This is a genomic window from Pectobacterium sp. CHL-2024 (assembly GCF_044751765.1).
GTDB classification, from domain to species: Bacteria; Pseudomonadota; Gammaproteobacteria; order Enterobacterales; family Enterobacteriaceae; genus Pectobacterium; species Pectobacterium brasiliense.
Genome location: NZ_JBIXKO010000001.1, coordinates 158,537 through 177,494, shown reverse-complemented (window position 1 = coordinate 177,494; position 18,958 = coordinate 158,537). Strand labels below are relative to the sequence as shown.

The following is an 18,958-nucleotide window of genomic DNA, read 5'->3' as shown; positions in this document are numbered from 1 at the left end:
TTTATGCGTAATAACACCCCTGTAACCGACCGCCAACTCCCTCTTTCTGAAAAAACCAGACTCATGTCGGTCACCACGCCAGAAAGCCATATTACCTACGCAAACAAAGATTTTATTGATGTCAGCGGCTATACCACTGATGAGCTGATGGGGCAGCCCCATAATCTTATCCGACACCCGGATATGCCACCAGCCGCCTTCGCGGATATGTGGAAAACGCTGCGCGCGGGCAATATCTGGACGGGGATTGTGAAGAATCGGTGTAAAAATGGCGACCATTACTGGGTAAAATCCAGCACCACGCCGCTGAGAAAAGGCGGTGAAATTGCCGGTTATATGTCCGTGCGGACCGCCGCCTCGCCCGAAGAGATTCATCAGGCTGAGGCACTCTATGCCAGTGCCAACGAAGGTAAACTGAAATATCGCACCTTCCATCATGGCCTGCTTATTTATACCGGGCCATTGCGTATCCTGAGTCTTTTTAAGACCATGCCGTTACGCTGGCGCATCCGCAGCTATTTTCTGCTCTTTAGCCTGATTCCGCTCATCGCCGCCTATTCCCTGCTGGCGGGAACCGCATTGGCTTCCGTACTCTTCCCGCTGCTTATCGCCTGCTGCTTTGTCAGTGGCGAGCTTCTGGTGCACCATGTTGCCCGTCCTATCGAGCAGATTCTGGCTCAGGCCATGCGTTCCGCCGCCGGGCAGGCGGACAACCTGACGCAGCTTAATCGCGTGGATGAAATTGGCATGTTAATGCGTGCGGTAAACCAGTCCGGTATGAATTTCCGCACCTTCGTAGACGATGTGAACACCAATCTGAGCGAGCTGAAAAACGCCTGTAATGAAATCGCGCAAGGCAACCATACCTTGGCACAGTGCTGCGAGGAAACGGAAGAAAGCCTGCAACAAACCGCCGCCTCCGTGGAACAGCTTACTGCAACAATAAAAAGTAATGCGGAAGCTTCGCTTCAGGCCTCACTCTATACGCAGGATGTGAATCAGGCGGTGAACTCTGGTGAACAGGCTGTCAGCCAGGTCTCCGATACGATGGAGACGATCACCCGTTCCAGCGAACGGATTACGGATATCGTCAGCGTGATGGATAATCTCGCGTTCCAGACCAATATTCTGGCCGTGAACGCTGCTGTTGAAGCTGCCCATGCAGGAGAACAGGGTAAGAGCTTTGCTGTGGTCGCCAGTGAAGTGCGTTCGTTGGCGCAGCGCAGCGCCTCTTCTTCCAGCGATATTTCGACCATTATTGATGAAACGCTGAATAGTATTCGTACCGGTGAACAGCAGGTTTCACACACGCATAAATCCATGAGCAATATTCTGCTGCAGGTTCAGCACGTCACCAATTTGATGAATGAGATCAGCCTCGCAACGCAGGAACAATCTCAGGGGCTAGATCAAATTAATGAAGCGGTAAACCGCATCGATGAGCTCACGCATCAGAATACCGCGTTAGCCAGTCAATCGCATTCGGCCACCGATCACCTGCAACAGCAGATATCAAGCATGGTGCAGGCAGCCTCTGTCTTCAGCCTTTCCCGCTAGCTAATCTCATCTTCACGGGCGCCCCTATCACGGCGTCCGTCGCCCTGTTTCCTCATCATTTTCCCCTTTCTTCCACATGCGCGGGCCACAGTGCAAATTCGCAGAGTCATAATATACTTAACAAATGAATGCTTTTGGTCATCGGCTGGCGCTTACTGCGAGTCAGGTTAAACAACGACTTTTCTAAAGAAAACATAACGGTTTCCTAAAGAAAAAATAACGGACGAAACTAGTAAGAATATATAAGTCTACTCGCTAAGTATTTCGTGAAGATTGCCGTTAATTAAATAGCATTAATCGCTTTCCGTTAGTTAATGGATCTAAAAACATTACGTTTATGCTTGCTTATACTAAAAGGATCAATAAATGCGTAAGAATTTTCCGGTCAGTGATATTCAGTATTTATTAGATGAAAAAGCCAAGCTGATGTCGGTTACCACCACCGATAGCCATATCACTTATGCCAATGACGATTTTATTGACGCCAGTGGTTACGACTTTGAGGAAATCCTCCACCAACCTCACAATATCGTGCGCCACCCAGACATGCCCCCACAGGCGTTTGCCGACATGTGGGCAACGCTGAAGGCAGGTAAAATCTGGACGGCCGTCGTCAAGAACCGCCGCAAGAATGGCGATTACTACTGGGTAAAAGCCAGTACGACGCCACTAATGAAAGAAGGAAAAATAACAGGATATATGTCGGTACGAACCCGAGTTTCACAGGAAGAAATTCGGCAAACTGAAGCGCTTTATCATCAAATGAATGAGAATAAATTAAAGAACCGCCGACTCTTTCAGGGACTGCTGATTTATAAAGGGCCGCTAAAACTTCTTAGCTTATTTAATGTTATTCCCGTACGTTGGCGGATAAGAAGCTACATATTCTTTTTCATGCTATTCGCACTACTTTTCCTACTGGCGACGCTTCCAGTCACGACACCGCTATTAGTTTTTGTTTTGGCGTTACTCGCTGGCGCGGTAATAACCAGTGAATTATTAGTTCAACACCTGGCAAAACCACTGGAAAAGATTCTACGCCAAGCTATTAATTCCGCATCCGGGCAGGCGGATAACTCGTTTCAACTTAATCGCGTGGACGAAGTTGGCATGTTATTACGCGCCGTCAATCAATCCGGCATGAATTTCCGCACGTTTGTCGATGATGTCAACGGCAAGCTGGCCGAACTGCGCCACGCCTGTGGTGAGATTGCTTCTGGGAATTACACGCTAAGCCAGCGCTGTGAAGATACCGCACAAAGTTTGCAATCCACCGCGTCATCAATGGAAGAACTGACAGCGACGATTCAAAGCAATGCCTCGGCTTCGCAGTTGGCAACACGCTGTGCGAACGATGCCAATCAGGCCGTCGATGCGGGTGAAAAAGCGGTGAATCAGGTCACGGACACCATGGCGGTCATGACCCGTTCCAGTAAAGAGATCACCGACATCATCAGCGTGCTGGATAATCTGGCATTCCAGACCAACATTCTGGCACTCAATGCGGCAGTAGAAGCCGCTCACGCCGGAGAACAGGGCAAGAGCTTTGCCGTGGTCGCAGGCGAAGTTCGTATTCTGGCACAGCGTAGCGCCGCTGCCGCCAAAGACATCGCGGCGATTATCGATGCCACAATCGCGAACATTCATACCAGCGATAAATTGGTCAACCACACCAGCCAGTCGATGCACAATATATTGACTCAGGTACAGCAGGTGACGCAGCTCGTGAACCAAATCAGCCTGGCAACACAAGAGCAATCGCAAGGCCTGGGACAGATTAACTCGGCAGTGAACAACATTGATGAATTGACGCGTCAGAACACCATTTTGGCGACACATTCCAGTTCTGCCATTAACAGCCTGGAACAGCAGATCTCCACAATGTCCGAAGCTGTGTCAGTTTTCAGCACGTCTCGCTAACATCGTTCTTACGCTATTCTTGTCTCTCAATTTCAAACCGTTACTGTCAGTCAGGTAACGGTTTGTCACCGCCCGATTTTCTGATAGCTTAACCTAAGGATTTTTCGGAGAAACTATCAATGAAACTGGCAATTTACAGCACGAAGCAGTATGACCGTAAATATCTGGAACAGGTCAATCAGCAGTTTGGCTATGAACTAGAGTTTTTTGATTTCATGCTGACATCGCGCACCGCAAAAACCGCCGCAGGCTGTCAGGCCGTCTGCATCTTTGTGAACGATGACGGTGGACGTGAAGTGTTGACAGAACTGGCAGCGTTGGGCATTAAAACGCTGGCGCTGCGCTGTGCGGGCTTTAACAATGTCGATTTGGAAGCCGCTAAGGAGCTAGGTATCAGCGTGGTACGCGTTCCTGCGTATTCCCCTGAAGCCGTCGCCGAGCACGCCGTCGGCCTGATGCTGACGCTTAACCGCCGCATTCACCGTGCCTATCAGCGTACTCGCGACGCGAACTTCTCTCTGGAAGGGTTGATTGGCTTCAATATGCACAACCGGACGGCGGGCATTATCGGCACCGGAAAAATCGGCATCGCCACTATGCGCATCCTGAAAGGCTTTGGCATGCGCCTGCTGGCCTTCGATCCCTATCCAAACCCGCAGGCCTTGGAATTAGGGGCGGAATACGTCGATCTAAAAACGCTGTATGCCAATGCGGACGTCATCTCCCTGCACTGCCCGCTGACGCCGGAGAATCATCATCTGCTGAATCAGGCGGCCTTTGCGCAAATGAAAAACGGCGTTATGATCGTCAATACCAGCCGTGGTGGACTGATCGATTCACAGGCCGCTATCGACGCGTTGAAACAACAGAAAATTGGCGCGCTGGGTATGGACGTTTATGAAAACGAGCGCGACCTTTTCTTTGCCGATAAATCCAACGATGTGATTCAGGACGATATTTTCCGCCGCTTATCCGCGTGTCACAACGTGCTATTTACCGGGCATCAGGCGTTCCTGACGGAAGAAGCGCTAATCAGCATTTCCCAAACCACGCTACAAAACCTGAAAGACATCAGCCAGAACGCGCCTTGCGCAAATCTGGTTACCTCTTAAGTTTTCCTGCGGCAGTGCTGACTGCCGCAACACTCACCCTGCCGGACAACTTCCATTCATCAGAGATTGTTCGCTACAGCGCTTACCGTTGGCTAACTGACAGGCTCCCACGCTCGCACCATCAAGCTGCCGGGAGATCGCCATCGTTCCACCAATCAACGTACAGTTAACGTCAACCGGTGAACTGCTTTTCAGCAACACCACGGCGCTTGTGTCATCATTTTGCGTGGCATTTTGCTGGGTAGCGGCAGTGTTCTCACTATGATTACTACATCCTGCCAGCAGGAGCGCAGCGGCAGTACATAGCCATGGCAATAATTTCATGTTTTGGCCTCGGATCGGGTGGAGCAAAAGTTCTGACACCACGTTTGGCATCAACACTTATCGAATAGACTTTTCAGACGAAGACTATATCTATCATACCTCGCCCCGACAACACAGGGCTCAATGCGGGTAACAGGGAAAAGATCAAGGAAATGGTGGGTTACATAGGAAGTGGGACAACGATAAAGCACAAGCATTATGGTCTGCCCCAAAAGTTGGACACCCACTTTTGGGGCAGCATTTATGGGAAAGTCGATATAAATAATTTTTTGCAGCGTGCCGTTCTGGGGAACACCACATGTTTTGATAATGTCCCCTTCTTTATGAAGGGAACATATTTTGCCATTTTAAAGATCCAAGCTTAAAAAAGCCGGAATCAGTTCCACCTCTGCCAGTCTTCAAAGAAGACTTTGTGTGCTTTTTCTTCATCTTCCAGGAGATCTTCTACCCCTGTTCGAATAGTACAGTCACTTTGAGGATATGCTGAACAGGTTAATATAAATCTAACTTTCTGCCCATCGCTTAGAAACGTACCATCCGATTGATCAACGAGACCGGTAATAAGTAGCGCAGCACATGAAGAGCATGACCCAGCACGGCATGAATAAGGTGAATTAACACCAGCCTTTTCAAGTGAATCCAAAATGTAAACATCATCAGGAGCCTGAATTTCAGCCCCCGTGGTTAAATCTCTAATTGTATAAGTATATCCCATCACTTTTATCCTTTTCTAGATGCTGATATTTACTTCATCGCGCGCAAAAACACTTCACGCGATTGCAGCCAGGGCGTCTTTTATTTGAGTCATCGGCGCGATTTTCTTTATCAACGGCCTCCTCTTTTTTATTAATGCCTTCTAAGGCATGTTCATTTTTCAAACGTTCATTGTTTTCTTTTTCCATTATTCCCTCTTTATTAAGTTTATTCGTGAGCATGGTGGAAATTTCCGCTCAACCGATGACAGCTGTCACAGCGCGAGAGATATATTACGTTTAATGTCTATTTTATTATTTTAAAGTGCCTTACTAATCAGACGGTTGCTGGTCAGCACTAAATACGACTCAGCTTGTATTACCGGATGAGTAAGCGACAGCAGAAATGAACGACAACCTTCAATGGCAGGGCCAAGGAAACAGCGTTCAGAACGTAACGTGGTTAGTCGATGGTTTGTTGCATATTTTTTATATTTATATCAAAACAAATAATTTCACATATAATTATTTTAATGATTAGAGATAGAGATTTTAAATATATCAATCACTGAAAAAACACATAAAATCCATTATTTTGTTTTTTGATATACTTTCACTTTATTCATATAAAGAGAATAGTGTTCTGCCTTGCCAAATAAAATTAAATAACCTAGTCTCATTTTACTGCCCTGTGAATATATTAACAGGGCAACACAGCGATATATTATCGATCAAATTAAATGAGGTGAAATGATGTCAGATCAACTTTCTGGTGGATGGACTGCTTTCCGTGATTTGAATGATGCTGATAAATCACTTTTTAAATCTACCGTACATTTACTGGGTGTGGCTTATACGCCGCTATTTGTTGCAACACAGGTGGTATCGGGCACGAACTACTCGTTCCTGACCAAAGGTACGGTAACGACACCAGAGGCACCACTAAAAATTGTCAAAATTCATATTTATAAGCCGCTGAGTGGCGATTCGCACATTACTAAAATTGAAGAAGTCCTGCCGCAATAATGCAATAAATAACGCTACAGCTAGTGGATTTAACTCACTAGCTGTAGCGTGGTTATATATCTCCTACTTCCCTGCTTTGCCAGAGCCACCTCCTGCCTTACCTGAATTTCCACCTGGAGATGAAGGAGCGTTACCTCTATTGCCACCCGATGGATTTCCAGTTGTGCTAGGCCAGTTCCCTCCCTGTTGAGGGTGACTTGACGATGTTCCTTTTGATGTGTTGTTACTCACGATATATTCCTCTTTTTGGTTGAACACTTATCTTTTAGGATAGTCATAAGCAATATCTTTGCCAAAAAGGGCGGTATTTCACTACTGGCAAAACAAAAGAGACGCTCTGCTTTCCTGTTACCACTGTAAAACGATCTGGCCTTCGTAGCCGTAATCCGTACCATACACGCCATGATCGTGCAGACCGTGTTGGCGTCTGCGCTGAACCGTTTTCCATCCGCAACGCCTTTTGCAACGAGAACAGATAAAAATGTCAGAAAAACAATAGATTAACCCAAAAACTCAGTACAACCTCAACAAGTTTCACTCTGAAATATAAATAACTGAAAAAATATATATCTTATAGATATTTCATGGTGTTAGATAAATAAACTTGTTACCACAAGCTACCTTTCCCCCATAAATTGCCCTTTTTTTCCACCGACATTTAGCGGCGCCGTCGCATCCTTGCTTTCCGCCGTCAGTTCCTCCGTTTCGGCTCTCAGCTTGGCGGTCGCCGCCTTAATGCGCAGCGTATCAGTACTCAGACGCGGAACATTCACCGTATCCAGCTGTAACTTGCTCAGGCTGTTCTCGATCGACTCAATCCGGGCAATGTTGCGATCAAGCCCTTGCTCGGCCTTGATGAATTTATCGTAAAGCTCGATGCTCGCTTCGACTGATTCAGCTTTCTGCAAATCCTCCATAATTTTGTTCAGCGTTTTCGTCACTGACAGCGCACGAGCGCGGGTGAAAATCAGCTCATCACGCAGATCGGAATCTTTGGCTGCATCGAACAGCTCATCGGCATCCAGATATTTGGCGTAAGCACCGTGTGTTCTGGCGCATTGATTACCGCGTGGAAATGCGTTTGTCGGCACGCCTGTATTGCCGGAGTTTCCCTCAGTAAAGCGACCGCTGGAATCCCTGCCATGCCTTTTCGTTTCAGGTGCTGAGGCTTCGCCGCTATGCTCGTCTGCGTTTGCTGGTTCCTGAATGTTGTTATCGCCAGAATCACCTCACTTTTTCTCGCTTTTGCGATTCGCGTTTTTCTCTTTGCGAATATGCAAATCACTTTCTTGCGAACAGATAATTTGCGAATTCTGTTTAATGAAATCCGTTGCAGCCTTTATCGTGATATGACGCTTCGCAGAGCTATACGGCACCTCATTCTGAGCACACCACTTTACTGGAGAGATTCCCGTTGCTGAATATGCAGCGGCATAATCGGCCAGCAGCTTTTTCCAATCGTACTTTGCTATAGCGTCCTACTGAGTAAGCATTATCGAGCCACCTCTGGGAAGTGACTCTGGAATGCTTTACTTTCCACACTCCGACGGTGACGTAACACTTGGCGCAGTTAGTCCTTTGGCCTGAATCTCTTTCTCAATGTATTGATCGGTGGCTTGTGTCATGGGATTACCTTTTGTTGGGACGATGAAAGCACCAGTGGATGTTGACCGGCACTTTTCATACTGAAATTCATCATAACAATTAGATTGTGATAACTGTTATTATCTTAAATAGATGATGCATAGCTATGTTCAATAAGGAATGCAAACTATGGGATGGAAAAAAAAAGCAACATTCAGTGTCCTGATAGCGGTGGTTTCTCTATCAGTGTATAAATATTACGCTCAGTTCATTGGGCCCTCATGTGACGAGATCACTTATGAGCAAGTGGCAACTGATGTACAAAATGATCTAATCGAGAGTCTCATACCACGTTGGCCCAAACTGAAACCAGTCTCTCCCAGCGCGGCTTCACCCGATATCATTTTTGATAAAGAAAATACATCTAGAACAGTAGATTTTTATCTATTGCCCGTAACCGTATCCTACCCAAAAGAATCTCATCAATTGTTTGCCATGTATGAATGCAAAAGCGGTTCTATTGAATATAGCGTCAAGAACTGACCGGATTTCTCAACGTTGACCACGACCAGAAATGTCAAGCGTGCCAGGGATTTGAATTTCATAAGGAGTACCGTTGAATTTATCAAGTACTCCTGTTGACCACTCTCCTAACCTGTCACGATGGGTACTGGGGTTAGCATCATAAAGATCATTATAAGCACGAACCCCACCATTATAACTCCATGCACCATCGGGTGAAATACTAAGAACCCCTTCTGTTTTTAGCGTAATATTACCAAGATAGGAAGCAGGGATAATACCGTCTAGCGAAGTATTACGATTGAAATCACTGCTAATGTCAAATCGGCCAATAAAACCTTGGTTGATAATATTCATGATCGGTGGGATTTGACTAACATCAATAGAAAGCCCTACGTCATTTATATTAATGGATTTATCAGCGCCATTACCAAACAAATAATGTCGGAAAGCATCTACTGGGGTAAATAACCCATCTAAAAGCTCTGGAGAATCGTTGCCACCAAGTAACCCGAATAAATACTCAGACATATCACGATATGAATCATAACCCAATAGCATTTCCTCCACCCCAGTTTTAATAATACAATTGCTATTAGGGTATGCCGCACAAGTCAATACGAAATATTTCTGTTGCTCTTCATCTAAAAAAGAAGCATCGCGTTGATCAACACTCCCACTAATAAGTAGAGCTACACATGATGAGCATGATCCAGCACGGCAAGAATAGGGTAAATCAAGCCCTGCTTCTTCGGCAGCATCCAGTATATAAGTATCGTCAGAACATTCAAAATCAATATTACCTGTCAAGTCTTTAATTTTATAAATAGCCATACTCATTATCCTTTTATTAAAAAAATTTATCGTGCGCAGTGGCATTTCTTTCTATTACATCCGCTCTGCCTTTTGGCATTATCGGTGGGAATATTTACCGATTCATTTTTTTCCTCCTTTGTATCGAGTTTTTTAGAGTCTTGCTCTGATTGAACGTATTTATCTTTCAATATTTTTTCCTCTTATTGTAAAAAGCTCGCTATCGCGAGTTTTGGTTTAAATGTTTTCTCGTATAGCATCCAATTGTCTATTAACCTGTTCAATCGCCGTCAGTAACGGGTCAATCCAGTAAACGGCCTGCCCATACGTCAATCGGCACTCGGAGGCAGCGGTACTAACACTGGCTGCGTCAACTCCACTGGCAGTGGCACGCATTGCGCTGGCACGTAGACGGTGCGCGTAGTCGAGCAACCCAGTAGCGACATCATCAGACACACACTCACGACTAGCAGGACTACGTTTAATAATTGTCCTGTAAACAATCTGCTTTTCATTAGAATTCGCTTTAATAATTGCGCCGTGTTGATTCACGTTGCGTGCTATCTCGTTGTAGCTATGGAACTGAAGTGACTGTCCGGTGATAACAGCTTGCTGGCCTGTACTGATATCGTCCGACTGCTGCTTATCCCGTTGCGTAATATCCGTATCCCACCGCAATCCTTGCACATACCAACCTGCGCCGAACGCAGCAGCCAACCCGTCGCATAACAGCAGCGCTTTCATTTTCATGGTTAACATGGTTTCTCTGTTAAAAAGTGAGAGGATTGAATGAGGGCGAGGAATTCAGATTTCACGTAGCGTCGCCAAAACAGCCCACAGAATGGCCTCTATCTGGCTAAAAAACCGTGAAATAGAACTGACAGCCAATACACTGCGGAAAACTGGCTCTCAGCTAAACACGCTGGTCAATATTATCGGTGATCAAACATCCATTGCCGATATTAGCCAAAATGATGTTTTGGACTACAGAAGCCAGCTACTGCACGGGTAAACACGCTATCCCGCTGCCGTGCGAGGTAATAAAGAAGGTCGCACGGTGAGAACTGTCGATAACTACATTGCCCTGCTCTTCTCACTACTCCGCTTTGCGCACCGCTCTGGCTTCATATCAGGTAGGCCATTTGAGGGGATAAAGAAGCTGCAAAAAAGCCGCCCACGCCCCGATCCGATGCTTAAACATGAGTTTGAACAGCTTATCGGTAGTTTGTCGGGGCAAAGTAAGAACCTGTGGCAGTTGGCGGTTTATACGGGGCTGCGACATGGTGAGTTAGCTGCATTGGTCTGGGAAGATATCGACCTGGATGCCGGTGTTATCCATATCTCACGTAATTTAACCATCCTCGGCACTTTGGCCCGCCTAAAACTCAGGCTGGCATCCGTACAGTCTCCTTAGTTAAACCGACACTGGAAGCATTCATTCTCAAATGAAAATCACGGGGAACAAGCGTGCGAATGATATTGTCTATCACCACAAAGAATATGGCCTTACTGAAATCCAGCGTTTACGCTTCGTTTTTCTACCTCAAGCGCGCAAAGATGAGTAAAAGTAGCAACCCCCCTTCACCTACGGGGTAATTCTGGTACACCGCTGTAAAACGATCTGGCATTCGTCGCCGTAATCCGTACCATACACGCCATGATCGTGCAGACCGTGTTGGCGTCTGCACTGAACCGTTTTCCATCCGCAACGCCTTTTGCAACGAGCACAGATAAAAATGTCAGAAAATCAACAAATTAACCAGAAACAACAATACAATTTGAACAAATTGCAAAAGCGCCTGCGGCGTAACGTCGGCGAAGCTATCGCTGATTTCAATATGATTGAAGAAGGCGACCGCATTATGGTGTGCCTGTCCGGCGGGAAAGATAGCTTCACCATGCTGGAAATTCTGCGCAATCTGCAACAGAGCGCGCCGATTAACTTTTCTCTGGTTGCGGTGAATCTGGATCAGAAGCAGCCAGGGTTCCCGGAGCACGTTCTGCCGCAGTACCTTGATAGTATTGGCGTGGAGTACAAGATCGTCGAAGAAAATACCTACGGGATTGTGAAAGACAAGATTCCAGAAGGGAAAACCACCTGCTCACTGTGTTCACGCCTGCGTCGCGGGATTCTGTATCGTACCGCGACGGAGCTAGGAGCAACAAAAATCGCCCTTGGTCACCACCGCGACGATATCCTGCAAACGCTATTCCTGAACATGTTCTACGGCGGGAAACTGAAAGGCATGCCGCCGAAGCTGATGAGCGACGACGGTAAGCATATCGTCATCCGCCCTCTCGCCTACTGCCGTGAAAAAGATATCGAACGCTTTGCTGAAGCCCGTCAATATCCGATTATTCCGTGCAACCTGTGCGGGTCGCAGCCAAATCTGCAACGTCAGGTGATTAAAGACATGCTGCGCGACTGGGACAAACGCTATCCTGGCCGTATTGAGACCATGTTCAGCGCCATGCAGAACGTTGTGCCTTCTCATCTTGCCGATCATGCGCTGTTCGATTTTAAAGGCATTCGTCACGGTAGCGACGTGGTGGATGGTGGCGATCTGGCTTTTGACCGTGAAGAACTGCCGTTACAGCCCGTTGGCTGGCAGCCGGAAGATGACGACGATGCGCCATCCGTGACCCGCCTTGACGTGCTGGAAATAAAATAAGCGCGACATTCCAGTGCAGGAATGGCATTACCCTAAAGAATAGAGACACGGTGGTAAGAAGCAGCGGTTGCTGTTTCACCACCGTGTTTTTTATTGCCATTTTCTGCCGCGTAGAGCGCCGCTATCGGGCTTGCGGTGGTTCAGTGACAGGTTCGTGTTCCGGCCCTGTTGGCGGCGGATCAGGAATGGGCGGTGGATCGGGAAGCGGACGAGGTATCGGATCGTTCGGTATAATGGGAATCGGTTCAACCGGAACCGTGTCAGCTTGCAGATAATCCGTCGCGTCTTGAGTGAGCATATTTTCCTCCTCGGTGTTGGATAATGTTAAGGCAAATCCAGCTACTGAAGCAGTACAGACATGCGTTACGGCTGGTCAAACAACGCCAGCGCGTCCCTTTAAGCGTAGTAAGCTAATGAATAAAATGCCAAAGGCATTTTACAACGTCGCCTGCGACGGCCCGAAGGGTGTGGCGCGGTAGCCCACCATAATAAAATGCCAAAGGCATTTTATAACGTCGCTTGAAGGATGACGGAAAAGGTCAGGATCGAGGGGCAAAAAAAAGCCGACAAAACTGTCGGCATGGTGTGAATCAATTGTGCTATGCAGTAATTCAAAAAAGGAAGTAAGACAATATGGAGCGCAACGCCCATCGCTTGACGCTGCATTCACCTGCGGGAATGATAGTGCCGCACAACAGGGTAAAAAATGTTGATATTGCTCAATTTACGCGTGGTTTTTTAGCCGCTCGCGACAGTTTGTGATTATCTGCGCACCCACACACCGCAAGTCGTTATAGCCATTTACTGCGTTTTAACCACCATGCAACGCCGCCAACCAATATCACTAACATCAGGCAGAACGTGAAAAAACCAAACGGTGCATCGCCGCCGGGAATTCCCCCTAAGTTGACGCCAAATAGCCCAGTTAAGAACGTCGTCGGCAGGAAAACCATCGCCAAAAGCGACATTGTATAGGTACGGCGGTTCATCGCTTCGGTCATCAGCGCAGTGATTTCATCCGACAGTACCGTGGTGCGCGCAATACTGGCATCCAAATCCTCCAGCCCACGCCCTAATCGATCGGCAATTTCCTGCATTCTGCGGCGATCGTCATCCTGCATCCAGGGCAGTTTCTCGCCGGAAATACGCGAAAATACGTCACGCTGTGGCGTCATATAGCGACGTAACACGATAAGCTGTTTGCGAATCAGCGCCAGCTCGCCGCGCGGCGGAATTTTTTGCTCCAGCAAATCCTCTTCCAGATCGATGATTTTCTCATGCAAATCATCAATAAACTCGCTGGTATGATCGGTCAACGATTCCGCAATGGAGACCAGCCAGCTGCCGCTGTCCGTCGGGCCGTTACCTTCCTTCAGGTCGGTGAGAATCTCGTCGATAGCCAAGACCTTACGGCGTCGGGTAGAAATAATCAGTTTGTCGGTAATGAATACCCGAACGGCCACCAGTTGATCAGGCCGCGCATTGGCATTTAGGTTAATGCTGCGCAGCGTGATCAGTGTACCTTCACCCAAACGCGTCACTCTGGGACGAGCGCTTTCCCCCGCCAGCGCATTGCGTACGCTATCTGGCACCAGCATCGTTTTATTCAACCAGCGCACGCTGGCAGGCAAGGTAGAATCCAGGTGTAGCCAGCAGGGTTTCTCGCTGTTAACCACATCCTGCTCGCCAATCGGAGTCACGCCCCCCTTTCCATCCAACTGATACGCATGAACCGCACCGCTGTGTTGCAACTCTTTTCCTGCCAAGGATTCCACGTCTTGCCTCCAACGGTTTTTGCTATCAGTTCTTTTGCTATCAGTGTTGTACTCTGTCAGCCGGAGCGACCATCACGATCGCTCCGGCTTTATTGCTACATCATTCAATGTATGACTACGGCACTTAATGCTTTTCGATGTAAAGCATGTGGCTGTATGCCACGTCTTCCGGGTTAGTAATCGGATAGCCCTTCACCCACGGTTTGATCAAGCGTCCGTTGGTGTATTGATAGATCGGCGCAATCGGTGCTTCATCCATCAAAATCTGCTCTGCCCGGTTATAGTCCGCATTCAGCGCCTGCGGGTTAGTCTGATTACCCGCTTCATCCAGGACGCGATCGTAATTCGCATTTTTAAAGCGCGCGATATTCCCGCTGTGGTGCGAAGCCAGCAACGAAAGGAATGTCGACGGTTCGTTGTAGTCGCCAACCCAGGACGCTCGCACGACGTCAAAATTACCGCTATTACGGCTGTCGATATAGGTTTGCCACTCTTGGTTGGACAAACGCACGTCTACGCCCAGCGTTTTCTTCCACATGGATGCCACGGCAATCGCGATCTTCTGGTGGCTTTCCGACGTGTTGTACAGCAGCGATAATTTCAGCGGATTATTGGGGCCATAGCCCGCCGCTGCCATCAGCGCTTTTGCCTGCGCGTCCAGTTCATCCTGAGAATACTGCTGCAACAGGCTTTCCGTCGGTTTGAAGCCCGCGGTGACATCCGGCGTAAAGTGCCAGGCCGGCTTTTCTCCCGTGCCCAATACTTTTTCCGCAATCACTTTACGATCGATGGCGTAAGACAGTGCTTTTCGCACTCGTACGTCATTGGTCGGCGCACGCTGCGTGTTAAACGCGTAATAATAGGTGCCAAGCTGATCTGGCGTATAAACCTGGCCGGGCAAGTCTTTCAGCAGTTTCTGGTACAGATTTTTAGGAAACGACTCGGTGATATCGATATCCCCAGACAGATAGCGCTTCGTCGCGTTCGATTCCTGATTGATCGGAACAAAGGTCACCTTTGTCAGGCGCGTGTGGGCGTTATCCCAATAATATGGATTCTGCGTGAGCACCAGCTTCTCATTGACGATGCGCTGATCCAGCTTAAACGCGCCATTACCAATCAGATTGCCTGGCTTCGTCCAGTCGTTCCCGAATTTCTCTATCGTGGCCTGATGCACCGGAAACAGGCTGAAATTTGCCGTCAGGCTGACAAAATAAGGCACGGGTTTGCTGAGCTGCACTTTCAGCGTGTGATCATTGACGGCCGTCACGCCAAGCTGATCGACGGGCAGCTTGCCCGCGAGAATCTGCTCGGCATTCTGAATCCCCGCCAGTCGAGCAAACCAGGCGAACGGCGAGCTGTTCTCTGGGGTGACCAGACGACGCCAGCTGTAGACAAAATCTTTTGCCGTAACGGGTTCACCGTTAGACCAGCGGGCATTATCACGCAAGGTAAAGATAAACGTGCGGTTATCGGTCGTCTGCCAGCGCAGCGCTACACCGGGAACCAGATTCCCTTTCGCGTCCTGATTGACCAGCCCTTCAAACAGATCGCGCGCCACCTGAGCTTCGGGCAACCCCACAGCTTTTATCGGATCGAGAGATGCGGGCTCATCTTTAATGTGGCGGACGATTTCTTGCTTCTCAGCCAGAACCGTTCCTGCGGGAACCTGCGCCGCGACAGCATTGCCCGTCATGGCCGCCATCAACGCGGCATAAAATGCAGAATATCCATAGTGCATGATGATTTGACCTGAAAGCGTAATGAATTGATTGAAGAATATAATAGTCAGAAATCAGCGCTATCATCCAGCGATACCCCCGCAATTTGTCAGCCCGCATCGCCGTTTGCGTCTCCGGACTGATTTTTTTATGATGAAACGCATAGGTAACCACAGGGCAACAACATGGAAAACCCGATCATTCCTCTTCAGGCGCGCCAGCAACGAGGCAATTTACCTTCGCTGGGCGAACCGTATGGGAAATCGCTGCTGGGCGCGCCGTTGCTGTATTTCCCCGCCGAATTAGCCCCCTCAGAGAGCGGGCTGATTATTGCCGGAACACACGGCGATGAAACCGCAGCAGTCGTGGCGCTTTCCTGTGCGCTGCGCACCCTCTTTTCAGGCCAGCGCCGCCATCACGTGATTCTCGCGGTGAACCCGGATGGCTGTCAGTTGGGACTGCGTGCCAACGCTAACGGTGTCGATCTCAATCGCAATTTTCCGGCCAGTAACTGGCAACCGGGGAAGACAGTCTACCGCTGGAATAGCGCCGCAGATGAACGCGATGTCGAGCTATCCACGGGCGAAACGGCAGGTTCAGAGCCAGAAACAAAAGCCCTTTGCACGCTGATTGAGAAACTTAATCCTCACTGGGTTGTCTCTTTTCATGAGCCACTCGCGTGTATTGAAGATCCACATCATTCCGAACTCGGTCGCTGGTTAGCGCAGCGGTGCGAACTGCCGTTAGTATCGAGTATCGGTTACGACACGCCTGGCTCTTTCGGAAGTTGGTGCGCCGATCGCTCGCTTCATTGTATTACCGCTGAGCTTCCGCCAGTCTCGGCAGATGCTGCCAGCGAATGCTATCTGAAAGCGATGGTGGCGTTGCTAAGCCAGCAATTTTAATCGTAATTTTTATACCAATGTTGCTAATGTTGCCCTAAACTGAGCAGCGTGTTAATCACCTGTAATTAAGGACGCAAACATGTCACAGAACGTACATTTTCAAGGCAATCCTGTGCCAGTAGCAGGGTCATTCCCAGCCAAAGGAAGCAAAGCCCCAGCATTTACTCTGGTGGCTAAAGATCTGTCCGATACCCCGCTGAGCAACTATGCTGGCAAACGCAAAATCCTGAACATTTTCCCAAGCATCGATACCGGTGTTTGTGCCACGTCCGTGCGCAAATTCAACCAACTGGGTTCTGAGCTGGATAACACCGTTGTTCTGTGTATCTCTTCCGATCTGCCGTTCGCACAGTCCCGTTTTTGCGGCGCGGAAGGTCTGAACAACGTCGTTGTACTGTCTACTCTGCGTGGCGGTGAGTTCAAAGAAAGCTACGGTGTGGCGATTGCCGATGGCGCGCTGAAAGGTCTGACTGCTCGTGCGGTTGTTGTACTGGATGAAAACGACAACGTGCTGCACAGCGAGCTGGTGAACGAAATCACCACTGAACCAGACTACGACGCAGCACTGGCTGTTCTGAAATAAGCTAAGCTACGCTGAAATTACGTGAAAAACGGCTGCGCAAGCAGCCGTTTTGTTATTTACTCTTCGTCGTCCCCTGCCAATTTGCGTTGGCTGAGTCCATATTCCCGCAGTTTGTTAGCTATCGCCGTGTGCGATACGCCTAACCGCTTCGCCAGTTTACGTGTGCTTGGATAAGATTGATAAAGGCGGGTCAGCACGGAACGCTCAAAACGTTTGTTGATGTCGTCCAGCGAGCCATCAAGCAGGGTTTCATCTTGCGGGGCATCAATCGAAAACGCCGGGAGATCGATGTCCTGCATATGCAGTTCGTTACCTTCCAACTGCGTCAGTGCGCGATAAATGGTATTTCGCAGCTGCCTAACGTTACCCGGCCAGCCGTACTGCGGCAGGAAATGCTCCACATCTGCGGCCAGTTTGGGGCGAGGAATCCCCTGTTCGTCGGCAAAGCGCGCCACAAAAAGCTCGGCCAACGGCATAATATCAGCCGGACGCTCACGCAGCGGCGGTAACGTCAGTGAGAGTACATTGAGGCGATAATAAAGATCCTCCCGGAACTCACCGCGCTGCACCAGCTCCAACAGGTTTTTCTTGGTCGCGCAAATCACCCGCACATCGACATGGACTTCGTGATCTTCACCGACGCGGCGGAATGTCCCGTCATTCAGGAAACGCAGCAATTTAGTCTGCATCTGCGCCGACATTTCACCGACTTCATCCAGCAGAACCGAACCGCCGTTCGCTTGTTCGAAGAAGCCTTTTTTGCCTTCCTGCGCGTTGAGATACGCGCCGGGCGCATGGCCGAACAGCTCACTCTCCATCACGTCATCTGGTAACGCCGCGCAGTTCAGCGCCAGGAAAGGATTTTTGCCACGCGGCCCGCGCAGGTGGCAGGCACGTGCCAGCATATCCTTGCCCGTCCCTGTATCGCCCACGATCAGCAGCGGCGCGTCCAGCATCGCTAATTTGCGCGCCTGCTCCACCACCTGACGCATTTTCGGGCTAACAGCCACGATATGATCGAACTCATTTTCATCATTCACGGCGAGGTTCTGCAACTGGCGACCCATGCGAGCGGCCGATTTCAGCATCACCAGCGCGCCCGCCGTTGCCACTTTACCGGCATCATCTTCCAGACGGACGGGCGTCATTTCCAGCAAGAAATCCTGACCACGGATCACCACACGCTCCGCCACGACGGCGCTGCTCTTCTCCAGCCAACTGGCGAAATTGAAACCGGGGATCATGCTGCCAATCGTCAAGTCGCTGATGGTCTCTGCCGATTGTTCAAACAGCGCCAGCGCCGCGGGGTTAAACAGCTCGAGCTTTCCTTTCATATCCAGCGAGAATACGGGTTCAGGCATCGATTCCAATAGCGCATTCAACGCCCGATGCTCGCGCTCAGACGGCATGAACGCCACGGTACGCACATCGCTGACGCTGTCAATACGGCGGATTTCCGTCATTAGCAGACGGAAATCATCAAAATCGAGGGTGGCAAAATTGAGGTAGATACGACCAATAGACGCAATTTCAATGCCGCGTAAATCAATATTGCGTGACGCAAGTAGATCTAACAATTCACGGACCATACCAATGCGGTCTTCACAAATCACTTCCAGATGCATCAACGGCTACCTTCTTCAAGAGACACGATATGGCTATTGCTACTGATAATACCCTTTCGTTTGCACCGGATGAAGTAAGGTGGCAGCAAAAGTTGACACATCTGTACGTTTTTTCCACGTCAATGAC

The 18,958-nt window shown here is 48.9% G+C and carries 19 protein-coding genes and 1 pseudogene; 9 read left to right on the top strand and 11 right to left on the bottom strand.

The features are described from left to right. The first annotated feature begins 3 nt into the window (after positions 1–3). From ACIPUG_RS00785 to ACIPUG_RS00775, 3 genes are all read left to right on the top strand, one after another. Complete coding sequence (locus ACIPUG_RS00785; RefSeq protein WP_039288902.1) at positions 4–1,557, top strand: PAS domain-containing methyl-accepting chemotaxis protein; 1,554 nt, start codon at positions 4–6, stop codon at positions 1,555–1,557. Positions 1,558–1,923: 366 nt separating this feature from the next. After that, on the top strand, positions 1,924–3,477 hold the full coding sequence (locus ACIPUG_RS00780) for a PAS domain-containing methyl-accepting chemotaxis protein (protein WP_014915621.1): 1,554 nt from the start codon (positions 1,924–1,926) through the stop codon (positions 3,475–3,477). 119 nt (positions 3,478–3,596) lie between these two features. Further along, entirely contained in the window at positions 3,597–4,589 is a 993-nt protein-coding gene (locus ACIPUG_RS00775; RefSeq protein WP_014915622.1) for a 2-hydroxyacid dehydrogenase, read from the top strand. Positions 4,590–4,622: 33 nt separating this feature from the next. Here the strand turns inward: ACIPUG_RS00775 and ACIPUG_RS00770 are convergent, their stop codons facing one another. The 3 genes from ACIPUG_RS00770 to ACIPUG_RS00760 all read right to left on the bottom strand — a co-directional run bounded on the left by ACIPUG_RS00770 (position 4,623) and on the right by ACIPUG_RS00760 (position 5,815). Next, positions 4,623–4,913, bottom strand: a complete 291-nt coding sequence (locus ACIPUG_RS00770; protein ID WP_039467674.1) for a DUF333 domain-containing protein — start codon at positions 4,911–4,913, stop codon at positions 4,623–4,625. 376 nt (positions 4,914–5,289) lie between these two features. Then, entirely contained in the window at positions 5,290–5,628 is a 339-nt protein-coding gene (locus ACIPUG_RS00765) for a 2Fe-2S iron-sulfur cluster-binding protein (protein WP_039467677.1), read from the bottom strand. Between the two features lie 34 nt (positions 5,629–5,662). Further along, entirely contained in the window at positions 5,663–5,815 is a 153-nt protein-coding gene (locus ACIPUG_RS00760) for a hypothetical protein (protein WP_205563744.1), read from the bottom strand. 543 nt (positions 5,816–6,358) lie between these two features. Here ACIPUG_RS00760 and ACIPUG_RS00755 point away from each other — a divergent pair. Continuing rightward, complete coding sequence (locus ACIPUG_RS00755; protein WP_205541938.1) at positions 6,359–6,631, top strand: hypothetical protein; 273 nt, start codon at positions 6,359–6,361, stop codon at positions 6,629–6,631. Between the two features lie 617 nt (positions 6,632–7,248). Here ACIPUG_RS00755 and ACIPUG_RS00750 read toward each other — a convergent pair. Further along, entirely contained in the window at positions 7,249–7,722 is a 474-nt protein-coding gene (locus ACIPUG_RS00750; protein WP_400336891.1) for a terminase, read from the bottom strand. Between the two features lie 682 nt (positions 7,723–8,404). Between ACIPUG_RS00750 and ACIPUG_RS00745 the strand changes: the two genes are divergently transcribed. Beyond that, positions 8,405–8,758 carry a hypothetical protein gene (locus ACIPUG_RS00745; RefSeq protein ID WP_379058731.1) on the top strand — a complete coding sequence of 118 codons (354 nt, stop codon included), beginning with the start codon at positions 8,405–8,407 and terminating at the stop codon, positions 8,756–8,758. A 9-nt stretch (positions 8,759–8,767) separates the two neighbouring features. Here the strand turns inward: ACIPUG_RS00745 and ACIPUG_RS00740 are convergent, their stop codons facing one another. The 3 genes and pseudogenes from ACIPUG_RS00740 to ACIPUG_RS00730 all read right to left on the bottom strand — a co-directional run bounded on the left by ACIPUG_RS00740 (position 8,768) and on the right by ACIPUG_RS00730 (position 10,309). Next, entirely contained in the window at positions 8,768–9,298 is a 531-nt protein-coding gene (locus ACIPUG_RS00740; RefSeq protein WP_400337565.1) for a lipid II-degrading bacteriocin, read from the bottom strand. Continuing rightward, positions 9,293–9,571: pseudogene (locus ACIPUG_RS00735) on the bottom strand (2Fe-2S iron-sulfur cluster-binding protein); the annotation flags it as partial. The gene ACIPUG_RS00740 and the pseudogene ACIPUG_RS00735, both read right to left, overlap by 6 nt. A gap of 216 nt (positions 9,572–9,787) precedes the next feature. Beyond that, positions 9,788–10,309 (bottom strand): hypothetical protein, encoded by a 522-nt coding sequence (locus tag ACIPUG_RS00730; RefSeq protein ID WP_379058729.1) that lies wholly within the window; start codon positions 10,307–10,309, stop codon positions 9,788–9,790. A gap of 298 nt (positions 10,310–10,607) precedes the next feature. On the opposite strand from ACIPUG_RS00730, the gene ACIPUG_RS00725 reads away from it, so the two are divergent. Further along, positions 10,608–10,964 carry a tyrosine-type recombinase/integrase gene (locus ACIPUG_RS00725; protein WP_400336888.1) on the top strand — a complete coding sequence of 119 codons (357 nt, stop codon included), beginning with the start codon at positions 10,608–10,610 and terminating at the stop codon, positions 10,962–10,964. Positions 10,965–11,286: 322 nt separating this feature from the next. Beyond that, positions 11,287–12,222: a tRNA 2-thiocytidine(32) synthetase TtcA gene (gene ttcA, locus ACIPUG_RS00720; protein WP_039550666.1), complete on the top strand. Its 936-nt coding sequence runs from the start codon at positions 11,287–11,289 to the stop codon at positions 12,220–12,222. A gap of 121 nt (positions 12,223–12,343) precedes the next feature. Here ttcA and ACIPUG_RS00715 read toward each other — a convergent pair whose 3' ends face one another. The 3 genes from ACIPUG_RS00715 to ACIPUG_RS00705 form a co-directional block, all read right to left on the bottom strand. After that, positions 12,344–12,520, bottom strand: coding sequence for a hypothetical protein (locus tag ACIPUG_RS00715; protein WP_164671866.1), 177 nt, complete (start codon positions 12,518–12,520; stop codon positions 12,344–12,346). 493 nt (positions 12,521–13,013) lie between these two features. Further along, positions 13,014–13,997: a zinc transporter ZntB gene (gene zntB / locus ACIPUG_RS00710; RefSeq protein WP_039277455.1), complete on the bottom strand. Its 984-nt coding sequence runs from the start codon at positions 13,995–13,997 to the stop codon at positions 13,014–13,016. Positions 13,998–14,121: 124 nt separating this feature from the next. Beyond that, positions 14,122–15,738: an ABC transporter substrate-binding protein gene (locus ACIPUG_RS00705; protein ID WP_400336885.1), complete on the bottom strand. Its 1,617-nt coding sequence runs from the start codon at positions 15,736–15,738 to the stop codon at positions 14,122–14,124. A gap of 165 nt (positions 15,739–15,903) precedes the next feature. Here ACIPUG_RS00705 and mpaA point away from each other — a divergent pair, with 165 nt between their 5' ends. After that, positions 15,904–16,623: a murein tripeptide amidase MpaA gene (gene mpaA / locus ACIPUG_RS00700; protein ID WP_039509627.1), complete on the top strand. Its 720-nt coding sequence runs from the start codon at positions 15,904–15,906 to the stop codon at positions 16,621–16,623. A gap of 79 nt (positions 16,624–16,702) precedes the next feature. Next, positions 16,703–17,206, top strand: a complete 504-nt coding sequence (tpx, locus tag ACIPUG_RS00695; protein ID WP_039496609.1) for a thiol peroxidase — start codon at positions 16,703–16,705, stop codon at positions 17,204–17,206. A 56-nt stretch (positions 17,207–17,262) separates the two neighbouring features. Here the strand turns inward: tpx and tyrR are convergent, their stop codons facing one another. After that, positions 17,263–18,831 (bottom strand): transcriptional regulator TyrR, encoded by a 1,569-nt coding sequence (gene tyrR, locus ACIPUG_RS00690; protein WP_400336883.1) that lies wholly within the window; start codon positions 18,829–18,831, stop codon positions 17,263–17,265. Positions 18,832–18,958: the final 127 nt, after the last annotated feature.